The sequence below is a fragment of the Nocardioides pyridinolyticus genome, assembly GCF_054653575.1.
Genome location: NZ_BAAIFY010000031.1, coordinates 21,214 through 36,895 on the forward strand (window position 1 = coordinate 21,214; position 15,682 = coordinate 36,895).

General features: G+C 72.3%; 15 protein-coding genes. 9 read left to right on the forward strand and 6 right to left on the reverse strand.

Annotated features, from left to right (window positions below; all coding sequences use genetic code 11):
* Positions 1–328: 328 nt before the first annotated feature.
* The 7 genes from ACYQ0U_RS20115 (at position 329) to ACYQ0U_RS20145 (ending at position 8,456) form a co-directional block, all read left to right on the forward strand.
* Positions 329–904 (forward strand): TMEM165/GDT1 family protein, encoded by a 576-nt coding sequence (locus ACYQ0U_RS20115; protein WP_459975664.1) that lies wholly within the window; start codon positions 329–331, stop codon positions 902–904.
* Positions 905–974: 70 nt separating this feature from the next.
* Positions 975–3,239, forward strand: coding sequence for an HAD-IB family hydrolase (locus tag ACYQ0U_RS20120; protein WP_459975665.1), 2,265 nt, complete (start codon positions 975–977; stop codon positions 3,237–3,239).
* Positions 3,239–4,426, forward strand: coding sequence for a zinc-dependent alcohol dehydrogenase (locus tag ACYQ0U_RS20125; RefSeq protein WP_459975691.1), 1,188 nt, complete (start codon positions 3,239–3,241; stop codon positions 4,424–4,426). Before ACYQ0U_RS20120 ends, ACYQ0U_RS20125 begins: the two co-directional genes overlap by 1 nt.
* Positions 4,423–6,006 carry an NPN-dependent hydroxyacid isomerase, LarAH14/15/16 family gene (gene larAH, locus ACYQ0U_RS20130; RefSeq protein ID WP_459975666.1) on the forward strand — a complete coding sequence of 528 codons (1,584 nt, stop codon included), beginning with the start codon at positions 4,423–4,425 and terminating at the stop codon, positions 6,004–6,006. Before ACYQ0U_RS20125 ends, larAH begins: the two co-directional genes overlap by 4 nt.
* Positions 6,003–6,929 carry a lysophospholipid acyltransferase family protein gene (locus ACYQ0U_RS20135; protein WP_459975667.1) on the forward strand — a complete coding sequence of 309 codons (927 nt, stop codon included), beginning with the start codon at positions 6,003–6,005 and terminating at the stop codon, positions 6,927–6,929. The genes larAH and ACYQ0U_RS20135 overlap by 4 nt, the downstream gene beginning before the upstream one ends.
* Before the next feature lie 295 nt (positions 6,930–7,224).
* Positions 7,225–7,617, forward strand: a complete 393-nt coding sequence (locus ACYQ0U_RS20140; protein ID WP_459975668.1) for a hypothetical protein — start codon at positions 7,225–7,227, stop codon at positions 7,615–7,617.
* A 2-nt stretch (positions 7,618–7,619) separates the two neighbouring features.
* Positions 7,620–8,456: a serine/threonine-protein kinase gene (locus tag ACYQ0U_RS20145; RefSeq protein ID WP_459975669.1), complete on the forward strand. Its 837-nt coding sequence runs from the start codon at positions 7,620–7,622 to the stop codon at positions 8,454–8,456.
* Between the two features lie 58 nt (positions 8,457–8,514).
* Here the strand turns inward: ACYQ0U_RS20145 and ACYQ0U_RS20150 are convergent, their stop codons facing one another.
* The 4 genes from ACYQ0U_RS20150 to ACYQ0U_RS20165 are packed head-to-tail and all read right to left on the reverse strand — an operon-like array spanning position 8,515 to position 12,071.
* The gene (locus ACYQ0U_RS20150) at positions 8,515–9,186 is read right to left on the reverse strand and encodes a response regulator transcription factor (protein ID WP_459975670.1); all 672 of its coding nucleotides are present in this window, start codon (positions 9,184–9,186) and stop codon (positions 8,515–8,517) included.
* Entirely contained in the window at positions 9,171–10,556 is a 1,386-nt protein-coding gene (locus tag ACYQ0U_RS20155) for a sensor histidine kinase (protein WP_459975671.1), read from the reverse strand. Before ACYQ0U_RS20155 ends, ACYQ0U_RS20150 begins: the two co-directional genes overlap by 16 nt.
* Positions 10,543–10,950 carry a hypothetical protein gene (locus ACYQ0U_RS20160; protein ID WP_459975672.1) on the reverse strand — a complete coding sequence of 136 codons (408 nt, stop codon included), beginning with the start codon at positions 10,948–10,950 and terminating at the stop codon, positions 10,543–10,545. The genes ACYQ0U_RS20155 and ACYQ0U_RS20160 overlap by 14 nt, the downstream gene beginning before the upstream one ends.
* A 56-nt stretch (positions 10,951–11,006) precedes the next feature.
* Positions 11,007–12,071 carry a baeRF2 domain-containing protein gene (locus ACYQ0U_RS20165; protein ID WP_459975673.1) on the reverse strand — a complete coding sequence of 355 codons (1,065 nt, stop codon included), beginning with the start codon at positions 12,069–12,071 and terminating at the stop codon, positions 11,007–11,009.
* A 52-nt stretch (positions 12,072–12,123) separates the two neighbouring features.
* On the opposite strand from ACYQ0U_RS20165, the gene ACYQ0U_RS20170 reads away from it, so the two are divergent.
* Positions 12,124–13,668 (forward strand): AMP-binding protein, encoded by a 1,545-nt coding sequence (locus ACYQ0U_RS20170; RefSeq protein WP_459975674.1) that lies wholly within the window; start codon positions 12,124–12,126, stop codon positions 13,666–13,668.
* 18 nt (positions 13,669–13,686) lie between these two features.
* Here ACYQ0U_RS20170 and ACYQ0U_RS20175 read toward each other — a convergent pair whose 3' ends face one another.
* Positions 13,687–13,992, reverse strand: coding sequence for an antibiotic biosynthesis monooxygenase family protein (locus ACYQ0U_RS20175; RefSeq protein WP_459975675.1), 306 nt, complete (start codon positions 13,990–13,992; stop codon positions 13,687–13,689).
* Positions 13,993–14,014: 22 nt separating this feature from the next.
* Positions 14,015–14,464, reverse strand: a complete 450-nt coding sequence (locus ACYQ0U_RS20180; protein WP_459975676.1) for an MOSC domain-containing protein — start codon at positions 14,462–14,464, stop codon at positions 14,015–14,017.
* Between the two features lie 30 nt (positions 14,465–14,494).
* On the opposite strand from ACYQ0U_RS20180, the gene ACYQ0U_RS20185 reads away from it, so the two are divergent.
* Complete coding sequence (locus ACYQ0U_RS20185) at positions 14,495–15,613, forward strand: Nif3-like dinuclear metal center hexameric protein (protein ID WP_459975677.1); 1,119 nt, start codon at positions 14,495–14,497, stop codon at positions 15,611–15,613.
* The last annotated feature ends 69 nt before the right edge of the window (positions 15,614–15,682 follow it).

Below are 15,682 nucleotides of genomic sequence, written 5' to 3' on the forward strand. Positions count from 1 at the left end.
GAGCAGCGGCCGGCGGCCGATGAACGTCGTGTAGGACGGGGGACCGGGTACGACTCCAGCGTCGGACCGCGAGCGGCTGCGCCGCCACCCCCGAATGAGGTACGTCGCGGTGGTTGGTACCGTGGCCGGCGAAAGGGAGTAGTCCCCAACAGCTGCGTCGACACACTGAGCCTCCTCGCGGAGGATCCGGTGCAGCGGGCCACCGTCCGTCACGGCACGGTGGCGGACGAGACTTTCGACCAGATCCACGAGCCATCAGATGGACGTGCCTGGTCGAAGGTGCGTCCAGGAGCGGCGCCTCTCCGGCCAGGACCGGAGAGAGGACCCCATGGAAGCCTTCCTGATCAGCACCGCGGTGATCTTCGTCGCCGAGCTCGGCGACAAGTCGCAGCTGATGGCGATGACCTTCGCGACGCGCTACCGCGCCCGCGACGTCATCCTCGGCATCACCGCCGCGACCGCGATCGTGCACCTGGCGAGCGTCGCGATCGGCTACTGGATCGGGGACGCGTTCTCCGACTACCAGGGCTGGATCTCGGTCGTCGCCGGACTCGCGTTCCTCGGCTTCGCCGCCTGGACGCTGCGCGGCGACGAGCTGACCGAGGACGAGGCCGACAAGGCCCGCCGCAGCCAGGGCATGGCCCTGCTCGCGGTCGGCACGGCGTTCTTCCTGGCCGAGCTCGGTGACAAGACCATGCTCGCGACGATCACGCTGGCCACCCAGCACGGCTGGTTCGGCACGTGGATCGGCAGCACCGTCGGCATGGTCGCGGCCGACGCGCTCGCGATCGGCGTGGGCGCCCTCCTCGGCAAGCAGCTGCCCGAGAGGGTCATCAAGTACGGCGCCGCGCTGCTCTTCGCGCTCTTCGGGGTCCTGCTCATCGTCGACGGCCTGATGATGTGACGGCGGGGGAGTGACCCGCGGGATGAGGGTTACTCGCGGGTCACGTGTCGGACAGGGCACACTACGGCGCGTGACGGGTGCATCGGTGGCCGATCGACTCGACGGACGACACGTGCTGCTCACGGGCGTCACGGGCTTCGTGGGCGAAGCCCTGCTGCAGCTGATGCTGCGCGAGGTCCCCGGGGTTCGCCTGACCGTGCTCGTGCGCCCGAAGGGCTCCACGACGGCCGAGGCCCGGATCGCGGCCCTGCTGCGCAAGCCGGTCTTCGAGGGGCTCGAGGGCGCCGCCGAGCGGGTCGCCGTGCTCTCCGGCGACCTGACCGACGTACCCCCGCTGCCGAGCGACCTGGACGCGGTCGTGCACTGTGCCGGCGACGTCTCCTTCGACCCGCCGGTCGACGAGGGCTTCCTGACCAACGTGGTCGGCACCCGGGACCTGTTGGCGCGCATCCGCGAGACGGGCAGCGACCCCCATTACGTTCACATCTCCACGGCGTACGTCGCCGGCCGCCGCCGTGGCCACATCCCGGAGGCGCCGGTCGAGCACGACGTCGACCTGGAGGCCGAGCTGGCCTGGGGGCTGGCGCAGCGCCGCTCGATCGAGCACCAGAGCCGCAGCGCGTTCGTGCTCGAGCGCGAGCGCCGCAAGGCCGAGCGGACCCACAGCCGTGCGGGCCTGCTCACCTCCGCCGCCGCCACCGAGGAGGCGCGCAAGGAGTGGGTGAAGACCGAGCTGGTGCGCGTCGGTACCGAGCGGGCGCGGAGCCTGGGCTGGACCGACTGCTACACGTTCACCAAGGCGCTCGGCGAGCGTGTCGTCGAGGCGTACGCCGCCGAGCAGCCTCACCAGCACCGGGTCTCCATCGTCCGCCCGAGCATCATCGAGTCGGCCCTGGAGAAGCCCCACCCGGGCTGGATCGAAGGCTTCAAGATGGCCGAGCCGCTGATCCTGGCCTACGGCCGCGGCGAGCTGCCGGAGTTCCCGGCGGCGGCGGACACCATCGTCGACATCGTCCCGGTCGACCACGTGGTCGCCGCGATCGTCGCGGTGCTGGCCGCGCCGCCCGAGCCGGGCGAACCGGCGTACTTCCACGTCTCCTCCGGCGACCGGAACCCGCTCACGTTCCAGGCGCTCTACGACAACGTGCGGTCCTACTTCGACGAGCACCCGTTCGCGGCCGGCGGCCGCGGCGCCGCGCGCCTGCCGGACTGGCGGTTCCCGGGGGCGCAGTCGGTCGAGCGGCTGCTGACCACCAGCGAGCGGGCCCACAAGGCCGCGAACTACGTCGTCGGCCACGCCCCGCGCGGGGACCGCACCCGCGACCTGGCCCGCAAGCTCGACCAGCAGGGCCGGCGGCTGGAGTTCCTCCGGCGCTACCTGACGCTCTACCAGGAGTACGCGCAGGCCGAGCTGCGGTTCTCCGACGCGAACACCCTGGCGCTGCACCGGTCGCTCTCGGCCGAGGACCGGGCGGTGTTCGCCTTCGACACCGCCGTCGTCGACTGGCCGCACTACCTGCGCGAGGTGCACTGCCCGGCCGTCACCGCGCCGATCCGGCGGATGGACGAGGCCCGCCGCAGCCGGAAGGCCGCCGGGGACCCGGAGCTGAAGCCGGTGCGGGAGGGCGACGCCGTCGCGGCGTTCTTCGACATGGACGGGACGCTGCTGTCGTCGAACGTCATCGAGACCTACCTCTGGCTGCGGCTGCGCGAGCAGAGCGGCACCGAGCGACTCGGCGAGCTCGGCCGGATGGTCGCGCGGCTCCCGAGCCTGGTGCGCGCGGAGCGTCGCGAGCGCAGTGCCTTCCTGCGCTCGGTCTACCGCGAGTACGAGGGCGCCCGGCTCGCCGACCTGGAGGCCATCGCCGACGAGCACCTCACCGGCCACGTGCTGGCGCGGCTCTCGCCCGATGCCGTGCGCCGGATCCGTGAGCACCGCGCCGCCGGACACCGCACCGTGCTCATCACCGGCGCGATCGCCCCGCTCACCCGCCCGCTCGCGCCGCTCTTTGACCACATCGAGGCCGCCCAGCTCGCCACCGACGACCGGGGCGTGTGCACGGGCTTCCTGTCCTCCTCGCCCCTGGTCGGGGAGTCGCGGTCCGCGTGGATGTGCGGGTACGCCGCCGAGCACGGCATCGACCTCGCGGCGTCGTACGGCTATGCGGACTCCCACTCCGACCTGCCGCTGCTGGAGGCGGTCGGCCGGCCGGTGGCCGTCCGCCCCGACGTGTCGCTCTTCCGGCATGCCCGACGGCACCGGTGGACGATCGTCGACTGGGCCAGCTCGGACTCCAACACGCGCTCGCTCAACCCCGCGGGAGGCCCGGCATGATGCTCGCGCTGGAGATGTTCCGGTCGGTGTCGCGCACCGTGGCCGGCAAGGCGATCGGCGGGCGGATGCCCGGCGTGCTGTCGGGGTTCGCGGCGCCGCTGCGGCTGGTCACGATCGACGAGCCGCGGGTGGACCGTCCCGGCTGGGCGCGGCTGCGCACCCGGCTCTCCGGCATCTGCGGCTCCGACCTGGGGGCGCTGTCGGGGCGCACGAGCCTCTACTTCTCCGCGGTCGTGTCGCTGCCGTTCGTGCCCGGTCACGAGGTCGTGGCCGAGTTGCTCGAGGACTGCGAGGACCTGCCCAAGGGCACCCGCGTCGTCCTCGACCCCGTGCTCACCTGCGCCGCCCGCGGGGTCGAGCCGTGCGCGCACTGCGCCGAGGGGATGACCAACCGCTGCGAGCGGATCACCGTCGGGCACCTCTCGCCCGGGCTCCAGACCGGCTTCTGCAAGGACACCGGCGGCGGCTGGGGCCAGCAGCTGGCCGCGCACCGGAGCCAGATGCACGTCGTGCCCGAGGGCTTCTCCGACGAGCAGGCGATCCTCATCGAGCCGGTCGCCTGCGCGGTCCACACCGCGCTGCGCTCGGGCGTCCGCAGCGGCGACCGGGTGCTGGTGAGCGGCGCGGGGTCGGTCGGGCTGTTCGCGACGCTCGCCCTGCGCGAGCTCACCGGCGCCGGCGAGATCATCGTGGTCGCCAAGCACGCGCGCCAGAAGGAGCTGGCCCGCGAGTTCGGGGCGACCGAGGTCGTGGCGCCGGGCGAGGTGCTGCGTCGGGTCCGGCGGTCCACGGGTGCCTTCCAGCTCGAGCCCGAGTTCTCCTCGCCGTACCTACTCGGCGGCGTCGACGTGGCGATCGACGCGGTGGGCAGCAAGCAGTCCCTGGAAACCGCGCTGCAGGCCACGCGGGCCGGGGGCCGGGTCGTGCTGTCCGGGATGCCGGCGCCGGCCGACCTGTCCGCCGCCTGGTTCCGCGAGCTCGAGGTCGTCGGCACCTACGCCTCGGCCCGCTCGGACGCGTCGTTCGCGCGGGCGACCGAGCTGGTCGCCACCGACGCCGTCCAGCAGCTCGCCAAGTCCGTCGCCAGCTATCCGTTGCACCGCTGGCGGGAAGCGCTCGACCACGCCCACTCGGCCGGCCGCCTCGGCACGCTCAAAGTCGCCTTCGACCCGAGGAGTTCCTCATGAGTCGCCCCGGATTCGTCCTCGAGGTGGACGACCGCACCCCGCCGCTCGTCGTCCACGAGGGGCTCGGCTTCCGGCTGGAGGACGGCTTCCCGCTCGGGACGCGGGTCGTCTACCCGCCCGAGTCGATCCCCGCCGTACCGGACGTCGACGCGGCGATCCGGGAGGCGTTGCTGCACCCGCACGACATGGACCCGCTGCCCGAGCTGCTGTTCGCGGGGATGAAGCTGACCATCGCCTTCGACGACCTGTCGCTGCCGCTGCCGACGATGCGGGCGCCCGACATCCGCGGCCGGATCATCGAGCACGTGCTGACGATGGCGGCCGAGGCCGGCGTCGACGACGTGAAGCTGATCGCCGCCAACGCGCTGCACCGGCGGATGACCGCGGCCGAGCTCAAGCACATCGTGGGCGAGCGGGTGTTCCGGTCGTTCTACCCGCAGGGCGACCTCTACAACTTCGACGCCGAGGACCGCTCGGAGCTGGCCCACCTCGGCACCACCGACAAGGGCGAGGACATCGAGATCAGCAAGCGGGCCGCCGAGTCCGACCTGCTGGTCTACGTCAACGTGAACCTCGTCGCGATGGACGGCGGGCACAAGTCGGTCGGCATCGGGCTGGCGTCGTACAAGTCCCTGCGCCACCACCACAACGCCAAGACGATGGTGCACTCGCGGTCGTTCATGGACCACAAGCACTCCGCCATGCACCACTCGGCGTGGCGGATCGGCCGGGTCATCAAGGACACCGTGAAGGTGTTCCAGATCGAGACCACGCTCAACAACGACGTCTTCCCCAAGCCGTTCGACTTCCTCCAGAAGCGCGAGTGGGAGTGGTCGGTGAAGGACCAGGCCACGATGCTCGGCGTCCGCCGGGGCCTGGCGGTCGCGCCGCAGAGGATGCGGCACAAGATGTTCCACGACATGCGGTCGGTCTACGGGCTGACCGGCGTGAACGCCGGCGAGGTCGAGGCCGTGCACGAGCGGACGCTGCGGAAGGTGCACCAGCAGCACCTCGTCGAGGTGCAGGGGCAGTCCGACGTGCTCGTGATGGGGGTGCCGTACCTCGGGCCCTACAACGTGAACTCGTCGATGAACCCGATCCTCGCGACCTGCATGGGCCTGGGCTACTACTTCAACTCCTACCGGGGCCAGCCGGTCGTCCGGAAGGGCGGCGCGGTGATCCTGTACCACCCGCTGAACGAGGGCTTCAACCAGCTGCACCACCCGTCGTACGTCGACTTCTACGAGGAGGTCCTCGCGGAGTCGACCGACCCGGCGGTGGTGGGGGAGAAGTACGAGCAGCAGTTCGCGCAGGACCCCTGGTACATCCACCTCTACCGGACCTCGCACGCCTACCACGGCGTCCACCCGTTCTACATGTGGTACTGGGCGGCGCACGCGATGGACCACGTCGACGAGGTCATCTGGGTGGGTGCGGACCGGCGGGCGGCCGCCCGGCTGGGGTTCCGGGCGGCGTCGACGCTGGCCGACGCGCTCGAGATGGCGTCGGGGACTGTCGGGTCGTCGCCGTCGATCACCTACCTGCACAACCCGCCGCACCTGCTCGCGGACGTGCGATGAACCTCGTCCGGTCCTCCGTCGAGGACGTCCGCATGGTCGCCCGCGGGTGGCGCTGGGGCCGCCGGCCGCAGGTGCCCCGGTCGGCCGAGCAGTGGGTGCCGCCCGCGCGGTCGACGGTCTTCCGCACCGAGTGGTCGCGGCGGCGTCCCGCGATGGCGGCCCGGGAGGTGGCGCAGAAGGTCGGGCTGGAGCCGCTGTTCCGGTCCCAGGTCCGCACCCGGGTCGAGGGGCTCGACGTCCTGGACCGGATCGACGGTCCGGTGATCTTCGTCGCGAACCACGCCTCCCACCTCGACACCCCGCTGATCCTGCTCTCGCTGCCCGACGAGTGGCGGCGGCGTACCGCTGTGGCGGCGGCGGCCGACTACTTCTTCGACACCTGGTGGCGCGCGGTCGGGTCGTCGCTGCTGTTCAACACGTTCCCGATCGACCGCCGCGGCGGCACCATGGCGGCGACGCCCGGAGAGGTGCTCGCGGACGGCTGGAGCCTGGTGATCTATCCCGAGGGCACCCGCTCGACCGACGGCTGGATGGGCAAGTTCCGCATGGGCGCGGCCTTCCTGGCCAAGGAGTACGGCGTGCCGGTGGTCCCCGTCGCGCACCGTGGCACCTTCGCCGCGATGCCGCGGGGTGTCGGCTGGCCCGCGCCCGGTCGGCGGCAGCTGACGATCCGCTTCGGCGAGCCGCTCGTGGCGGGTGCCGATGAGTCGGTGCGCGACTTCGCGCCGCGGATCAAGGACGCCGTCGCCGCGCTGCTCGAGGAGGACCGGACGACCTGGTGGGAGGCCCGTCGCCGGGTCGCCGCCGGCGCCGTGCCTGACCCCGCGGGTCCGGCGGTCGCACACTGGCGGCGGGTCTGGGAGCAGTCCGAGTCGCCCGTCGCCGACGCACCCGCCCGCACGCTGCGCGCCTGGCGCCGCTGAGACGCCGTTCCCGGTCTGCTCGGGCTGCTCGGGCCGCGGTTTGGTCACCAACCGCAGGATCTCGGGCCCGATCGGTGTGGTTGGTGACCAATCGGTGGGCGCGTTGCCGGGCTGGCGGTGAGCCAGCCACCGTTTCGCGCCGCAGAACGGTGGCCAGCTCACCGCTGGGGCGCCCGGCCGTGCAGTTTGGTCACCAACCGCAGGGTGAGAGCACTCTCATCGACGGCTCATGGTCGGCTCACGGTGGGTGGACAGGGTTCCTGGTGTCGCAAGGACACCGACGAGAGGAACGACGATGAACACGCTGCTGAAGACGGGGACGATCGGGCTCGCGAGCCTCGTGACCGCGGGCATGGTCGCCTGGCAGGCGCCCACCGCCCTCGCCCAGGACGACGACCCGGCCGCCACCAAGCGCGACGACGACTCGCACGTCGTGGTCACGACCGTGGACGACGACGATGACGACGACACCGGGCTGAAGGGCACGGGCACCCAGACCCGCACCCGGACCGGCGCCGGTGACGACAACACCGGCACCAACACCAACACCCGGACGCGCGGCGACGACGGTGACGACAGCCGCCACCGGCAGGTCCGTGACCTGACCAACGACGGTCCGGGCCGCGGCAACGTGGACCACTCGCGTCACGACACGAACGACGGCACCCGTCACAACACGCGGGGCTGACCATGACGAACCCCACCAGTTGGGGCTTCGTCGAGGGTGACCCGATCACCGCCGAGCTGACGGCCGTCCGTCGGCTCGGCGGCGGGTCCGCCTACGAGGCCTACCTCGCCTTCGACGAGGTCACCTACGGCCCGGTCGTGGCCAAGGTGGTCCGCCCGGACCGGGTCGAGGACGACCACAGCCTGCGCGGGCTGGCCCACGAGGTCGAGGCGCTGGCGACGATCAACCACCCGGTCGTCGTTCGGGGCCTGCGCCACGAGCTCACCGGCGAGCGCCCGCACGTCGTGCTGGAGGCGATCGACGGCCCGCGGCTGTCCTCGCTCATCCGCCGCTACGGGCCGCTCCAGGAGCACCAGTACCTGCCGCTCGCGATCGAGGTCGCCAGCGCCCTGCACTACCTGCGCCGGATCGGCTGGACCCACCTGGACCTCAAGCCGAGCAACATCATCATGGCCGCGCCGGCCCGGGTGATCGACCTGTCCGTGGCCCGCACCGCCGAGCGCGCCACGCGCGCCGACCGGATCGGCACCGACGCCTACATGTCGCCGGAGCAGTGGGACCCCGAGCGCTTCGGCGCTCCCTCACCGGCCTCCGACGTCTGGGGCCTGGGCGCGACGCTGTTCGAGGCCGTCGCCGGCTACCGCGCGTACGACGAGCCCGACGACCGACTGGAGCCGCTGCCCGACCGCGTGCCGGCCGAGGTCACCAAGGTCATCCACGCCTGCCTGGAGATCGACCCCGCCGACCGTCCGGCGCCGCACGAGGTCGCCGAGGCGCTCGAGCCGGTGCTGGAGCGCCAGCCGCCGGTCCGGCTCGGCGGCGGCCTGCGCACGAAGTAGCCCGCCGGGAGGTCATACGAGGTGGTCGCCCTGGCGACCACCTCGTATGACGTCCGGGCTACCGCGCGAACCGGTAGCCCATGCCGCGCACGGTCTGGATCGACTCGGCGCCGAACTTCTTGCGCAGGTAGCCGACGTAGACGTCCACCACGTTGGAGCCCGGGTCGAAGTCGAGGCCCCACACGTGGTCGAGGAGCTGCTCGCGGGAGAGCACCTGCCCGGCGTTCACCATGAAGATCTCGGCGAGCGAGAACTCCCGTGCGGACAGGTCGACCTGGCGGTCCCCGACGACCGCGCGGCGCGTCCGCACGTCCAGGCGTACGCCGCCGGACTCGATGACGTCCGGGCGCTGCGGGGCGCCGTTCGCGTGCTCCTGCCGGAGCCGGAGCCGCACCCGGGCGACCAGCTCGGCGAAGCGGAACGGCTTGGGCATGTAGTCGTCGGCGCCGCCCTCGAGCGCGGAGACGGTGTCGCCGACGGAGTCGCGCGCGGTCAGCACGATCACCGGCACCTTCGATCCCTGCGACCGCAGTTGGTCGAGCACCTCGAAGCCGTCCATCGACGGCAGCCCGATGTCGAGCACCACCAGGTCGTAGTCGCCGCTCAGGGCGTGCTCGAGCCCCTCCTTGCCGTCGGCGACCGTGGTCGTCAGGTGGCCCTCGGCGCGCAGCCCCTTGGCCACGAACGACGCGATGCGGTCCTCGTCCTCGACGATCAGGATGCGGGCCACGGGTCCTCCTCCGGCAGGGTGATCACGAACCGGGCGCCGGCCGGCTCGGCGTCCTCGACGGTGACACTGCCACCGTGTGCCCGGGCGATCGCGCCGACGATCGAGAGGCCGAGACCGAAGCCCTCGTCACCTGGAGGTACGGCGCTGCGGCCGAATCGTTCAAAGATCCGCTCCCGGTCCTCCGGCGGCACGCCGGGGCCGGTGTCGCGGACCCAGAGCCGCGCCGACCCGTCGTCGTACGACGACCCGACGGCGATCGTGTCGCCGTCGCGGGTGTGCTTGACGGCGTTGTCGGCGAGTTGGAGCAGCGCCTGGGTGAGGCGCTGCTCGTCCGCGACGATCTTCACACGGGCGGCGGCGTCGATCGTCCACTCCCGGTCGCCGAGGCCGCGGGCCTTGGTCGCGACGTCGCGGGTGAGCCCGTCGAGATCGACGTCGCGCGGCTGGAGGAAGTCGGGCCGGTCGCTCTTGGCCAGCAGGATGAGGTCGCCGACGAGCCGGGACATCCGGTCGATCTCGTCGAGCAGCAGCAGCCGCGTCTCGGCGAGCTCCTCGGGGTCGTGGGTGTCGAGGAGCTCGAGGTGGCCGCGCAGCACGGTCAGCGGCGTCTTGAGCTCGTGGCCGGCGTCGTCGAGGAACTGGCGCTGCCCGACGAACGCCGCCTCCAGCCGGTCGAGCATGCCGTTGAAGGTCAGGGTCAGCGCGGTGATGTCGTCGTTGCCGGTCACCGGCAGCCGGCGGGAGAGGTCGGTCTCGGAGATGTGGTCGGCGGTCTCCCGCAGCGTCCGCAGCGGGGAGAGCAGCCGGCCGGAGACCCAGGCGGCCACCGCGGTCACCAGCAGCAGCACCAGGCCGGCGGTGATCGCGTAGGTGCGCATGGTCTCGGCGAGGCCCTCGCGCTCACGGTCGAGGTTGGTGACCACCACCAGGGCACCGGTGTCCTCGCCCTGCCGGACGGTCTGCACGGCGACCTGCTGGGTGCCGCTCGGGCTCTCGACGGTGGTCGTGCCGTTCTCGTCGAGCAGCGGACGGATCGCGGCTCGGAGTTCGTCGTTGGTCAGTGGCAGGGCACCGAGCTGCTTGGCGTCGATGTCCTCCTGCCACCACGTCACCAGGACCTCGTTGTCGTCCGGGACGTTGCGCCGGAGGAACTCCCGGAGCATCACCTGGACGCTCTCGAACGTGCGCCCGGGTGCCTGGAACCTGGCGAGCTCCGCGAACTCCTGGTCGACCTCGGAGGCGATCTGCTGGTCGAGCCGGCGCGACTCGATCGTGTACACGACGACGCCGGCCACGACGAGGCCGGCGAGCACGAGGAGCGCCACGACCGCGGTGATGCGGACGCGGACCGAGGGACTAGTCGTCCTCACCGCCACCGGGCCCGCTGTGGTCGTCGTCCTCGCGGTCGTCCCCGTGGTCGTCCCCGTGGTCATCCCCGTGGTCGTCGTCCCCGCCACCACCGGGTCCGCTGTGGTCGTCGTCGCCGTCATCGTCGTCCTCGTCGAAGTCGTCGTACTCCGGGACGACCACCTCGACGTCGTCGTCGGTGCTCGGGCTCGGGGTCTCGAGCGTGGCGGACGGCTTCGGTGTCCTCGACGGCGACGGCGACGGCGATCGGGACGGCGTCGGGGACGGTTCTTCGATGACGATCGTCTGTCGCGGCGCGGGGTCCTCCGACGCGGACGCGGCGAGCGAGCCCGCGACGTACGCCCCGAGCGGGACGACCAGCGCGAGCCCGAGGAGGGCCTTCCACACCGTGCTCATGTCCCCACCATCCTGCCTGATGGTGGGGCTCCGATGAGAGGTGGATGAGAGCCTTCTCATTCCTCCCAGCGGAGCACGGCGGCGACCGGCTCGCCGGCGAGTGCGGCGGCCGGGGCCACGCCGACCTCGGCGCTGGTGAGCACCGCGGCCGCGACCAGCTCCTGGTCGGCGCGCAGCGTCTCCTCGGGGAGCGCCAGGCCCGGGTGGGCGGTCACGTCGAGCTGCGCCTCGGCAGCCACCGAGGGATCGAAGAGCAGGGTCTCGACCTGACCTTTCACGAAGGCATCGGCCACGTCGTCGACGCCGGCGACGGCGCCCTCACCGCGCCCCAGGCGCTCGCGCAGCGCGTGCACCCGCTCGAGCCGGCGGCGCACGACCTGGTCGCCGAGGGCTTGCCGCACGGCCTGCGCGAGGGCCTCGTCGCCGCCGTCCTCGTTGCGCGACCCGGTCTCGAGCTCGATGATCTCGGCCTCGGCCTCGTTGAGCCGCTCGCGGACCAGCGACTTCGACCGCGGGTCGCCCGCGAGGAGCACGAGCCGGGCGCCGGTGCGGACGTGGGACATGACGTGGTCGGCGACCTCGCCCGCGTTCTTCGCCCAGACGTTTTCGGTGCGGTGCTGGTAGTTGAGGTTGCCCCAGTCGGTGGCGCCGACCTGGTGGATGTTCTCGGTGTCGCCCTGGATCGACTCGAGCTCCTCGGGCTCGGGGAGGTCGGACCGGTGGACCGCGACGTCGCCGCCCTCGTGGTCGACCACGGCGAGGACGAACTCCACCGAGCCGTCGCGGTGCTCGATCCACCGCGCGAGGTCGGGCAGCGGCCCCCACGTCGCCACGGCCTGGTCGGCCTGGAGATGCGCCACCTCGTCGTACGCGATGCCGTCAGCGGTGGCCACGACCACCCGCGCGACGGGCGACGGCTGGTGCACGAGCTCGCCCAGGCGCTCGGCCACGGCGTCGACCACCGCCCCGTCGGCGCCCTGCTCGCGCAGCTCGTCACACGCCGCGCGAACCCGCAGCTCGTGCTCGTGCTCGCCGGTCTCGGTCTCGTGACCGACGTCGACGAGCACGGTCGCGAACGGCCCAGAAGACTGGTAGAGATCGCTCAGCGTCGAGGTGTCCATACGGCGCCGGTTCCCAGGCCGCAACGCCGGAAACGCCGTCTACAGTGGCGCCATGATTGTTCCCTTCAGCGTCTCGGACTTCATCGACCGCGCGGTGCAGGTGTACGGCGAGCGGGTCGGCGTCGTCGACGAGCCGGACCAGCCCGCCCCCTCCCTGGGTGAGATGACGTACGCCGAGGTCGGGGCCCGCGCCCGCCGCCAGGCCGCGATGCTCGACAAGCTCGGGTTGGAGGTGGGCGACCGGGTCGCGATCGTCAGCCACAACAGCGCGCGGCTGCTGACCGCGTTCTTCGGCGTCTCGGGCTCCGGCCGGGTGCTGGTGCCGGTGAACTTCCGGCTCCGTCCGGACGAGGTCAACTACATCGTCCAGCACTCCGGCGCCCGGGTGCTGCTGGTCGACCCCGAGCTCGAGGAGTCGCTGAAGAACGTCGACGCGGAGTTCAAGTACGTCCTCGGCGACCCGGCGTCGCTCGACGTCCCCGAGGACGCCGAGCCGCGCCCGTGGGAGCCCGACGAGAACGCCACGGCGTGCATCAACTACACGTCCGGCACCACCGCGCGCCCCAAGGGCGTTCAGATCACGCACCGCAACATCTGGGTCAACGCGGTCACGTTCGCGATGCACGCGGCCGTCACCGACCGTGACGTCTACCTGCACACGCTGCCGATGTTCCACGCCAACGGGTGGGGGATGCCGTTCGCGATGACCGGCCTGGGCGTGAAGCAGGTCGTGCTGCGCAAGGTCGACGGCGCCGAGATCCTGCGCCGGGTGCGCGACCACGGCGTCACGGTGATGTGCGCGGCCCCGGCGGTCGCGGCCGCCGTGCTGGACGCGGCCCAGACGTGGGAGGGCGAGATCCCTGGCCGCGACAAGGTGCGGATCATCATGGCCGGTGCGCCGCCACCGACGAAGACGGTCGTGCGGGTGCAGGAGGAGCTGGGCTGGGAGTTCATCCAGATCTACGGCCTCACCGAGACCTCGCCGCTGCTGACCTTCAACCGCTCGCGGGCCGAGTGGGACGACCTCGACCCGCTCGAGCGCGCCGCGAACCTCACGCGCGCGGGCGCTCCCGCCCTCGGCGTACGCCTGGCCATCTCCGAGGACGAGGAGAGTGCGGGCGAGGTGCTCGCGCGCTCCAACGTCGTGCTCGAGGGCTACTGGAACCAGCCCGAGGAGACCGAGCGCGCGCTGGCCGGCGGGTGGTTCCACACCGGTGACGGCGGCGTGCTGGGCGACGACGGCTACCTCACGATCAGCGACCGCAAGAAGGACGTGATCATCACCGGCGGCGAGAACGTGTCCTCGATCGAGGTCGAGGACGTGCTGTTCTCCCACCCGGCCGTGGCCGAGGTCGCGGTGATCGGCGTGCCGAGCGAGAAGTGGGGCGAGACCATCAAGGCGCTCGTCGTGCTCGCCGAGGGCGAGGAGGCCACCGAGGCCGAGCTGATCGCCTGGTGCAAGGACAAGGCGGCCGGCTACAAGGCCCCCACGTCGATCGAGTTCCGCGACGAGCTCGCCCGCACCGCGACCGGCAAGCTCCAGAAGTTCAAGCTGCGGGAGCCGTACTGGGAGGGCTACGGACGAGCGGTCAACTAGCGCGTCAGCCGTCGGCGTTCAGGACTTCTTGACGTCCAGCACGACCTCGAACTCCAGCAGCTCGGCGCCGGTGCTGACGGGGTTGCGGCGCTCGCCCGCATGCGCGGCGACCGCGTCCCCGTCGCGCCACGCGGCGAAGGACTCCTCGTCCTCCCAGTGGGTGACGACGAAGTAGCGGGCCTCGCCCTTGACCGGGCGGAGCAGCTGGAAGCCGAGGAAGCCGGGCGTCCCCTCGACGGTGTGCGCGCGGTTCGAGAAGCGCTTCTCGAGCTCCTCGTGGGCCTGCGGCGGGACGGAGATGGCGTTGATCTTGACGACGCTCATGGGTCGAGCCTAGGCCGCGGGGTCAGAGCTCCAGCATCGGCTCGTCGGTGGTGACCGGGTCGCCGAGCCGGATCGTGCCCGAGGACAGCGCGCGGAAGACCGAGCCCGCGCGGCGGCGGAGGGCCTCCTGCGCGCCGGGGCCGACGCTGCGGTCGAGGATCCAGCAGGGCGCGGCGACGCGGACCACCTCCAGCAGGACGCCACCGATCTCGAGCCGGACCCCGGGGCCGCGGGGGACCGGGCCCGTGATGGTGATGTTGCGCCGGGTGGAGCGGGGCGTGATCGGAGCGCCCCACCGCTCGGAGGCGTCGGCGAGGGCCTCGGCGGACTGCACGGTCACGTGCCGGTGGCGGGTGCCGTGGAACCGGTCGCCGACGATGCCGCGTCCCGCCTCGACCTCGATCTCGGTGCGCTCCTGCATCGGCCCGTGCCGCTGTGCCGCGACCCAGAGCGCGGTGACCGTCCCCTCCACGCGTCCCATCCTCCCCGATAGCCTCCAGCCATGCCCGCCCTCAAGGACGTCGTCGACCTGCTGCACGGCTGGTACCCGCCCGGCACGGCCGACTCGTGGGACGCCGTCGGCCTGGTGCTCGGCAGTCCGGGCGCCCGCGTGGACAAGGTGATGTTCGCCGTCGACCCGACGCTGCCGGTCGCCCGCGAGGCCGCCGACTGGGGCGCGGACCTCCTGGTCGTGCACCACCCGCTGTTCCTCAAGCCCGTGCACGGGTTCGCCGCGACCACGCCCAAGGGCCGCACGCTCGCCGCCCTCGCCGGCGCGGACTGCGCGCTGCTGACCGCCCACACGAACGCCGACCAGGCGGTGAGCGGGGTCTCCGAGTCGCTCGCGCGGGCCCTGGGGCTCACCGACATCGCTCCGGTCCTGCCCGCACCGGCCGCGCCGCGGGACAAGCTGACGACGTTCGTCCCGGTCGCCGGCGCCGATGCCCTGCGGGCCAGCCTGGCCGAGGCGGGTGCCGGCCGGATCGGCGACTACGACCACGCGTCCTTCTCGACCCCCGGCACCGGCCGGTTCCGGCCGCTCGCCGGCGCCACCCCCGCGATCGGCAGCGTCGGCGAGGTCGAAGCCGTGGCCGAGGAGCGGATCGAGGTCGTGCTGCCGCGCGATCGCCGCACGGCCGTGGTGCGCGCGCTGCTCGACGCCCACCCCTACGAGGAGCCGGCGTTCGACCTGGTCGAGCTCGCCGACTCCGGGGTCGCGACGACCGGGAGCGGCCGGATCGGCACGGTGCCGGGGACGTCGTTGCGGGAGTTCGCCGCGAAGGTCGCGGCCGCGCTGCCCGAGACGGTGCACGGCGTACGCGTCGCGGGGGACCCGCGCCGGCCGGTACGCCGGGTGGCGGTCTGCGGCGGCGCGGGCGACTTCATGCTCGACGCGGTCGCGCGCACCGACGCCGACGTGTACGTCACGAGCGACCTGCGGCACCACCCGGCGAGCGAGTTCCGGGAACAGGAGGGACCGGCGCTGGTCGACGTCGCGCACTGGGCGGCGGAGTGGACCTGGCTCCCGGTGGTGGAGGCGCGGCTGCGTGAGGCCCTGGGCGATACGGTGGAGACGCGCGTGAGCACGCTCCGCACCGATCCCTGGACGTTCACAGCATGACACCCTGCCTGACCCCGAGCACGACCCCAAGCACGAGGAGACTCCGCTGAAAGCCGACCCCGCCGCCCA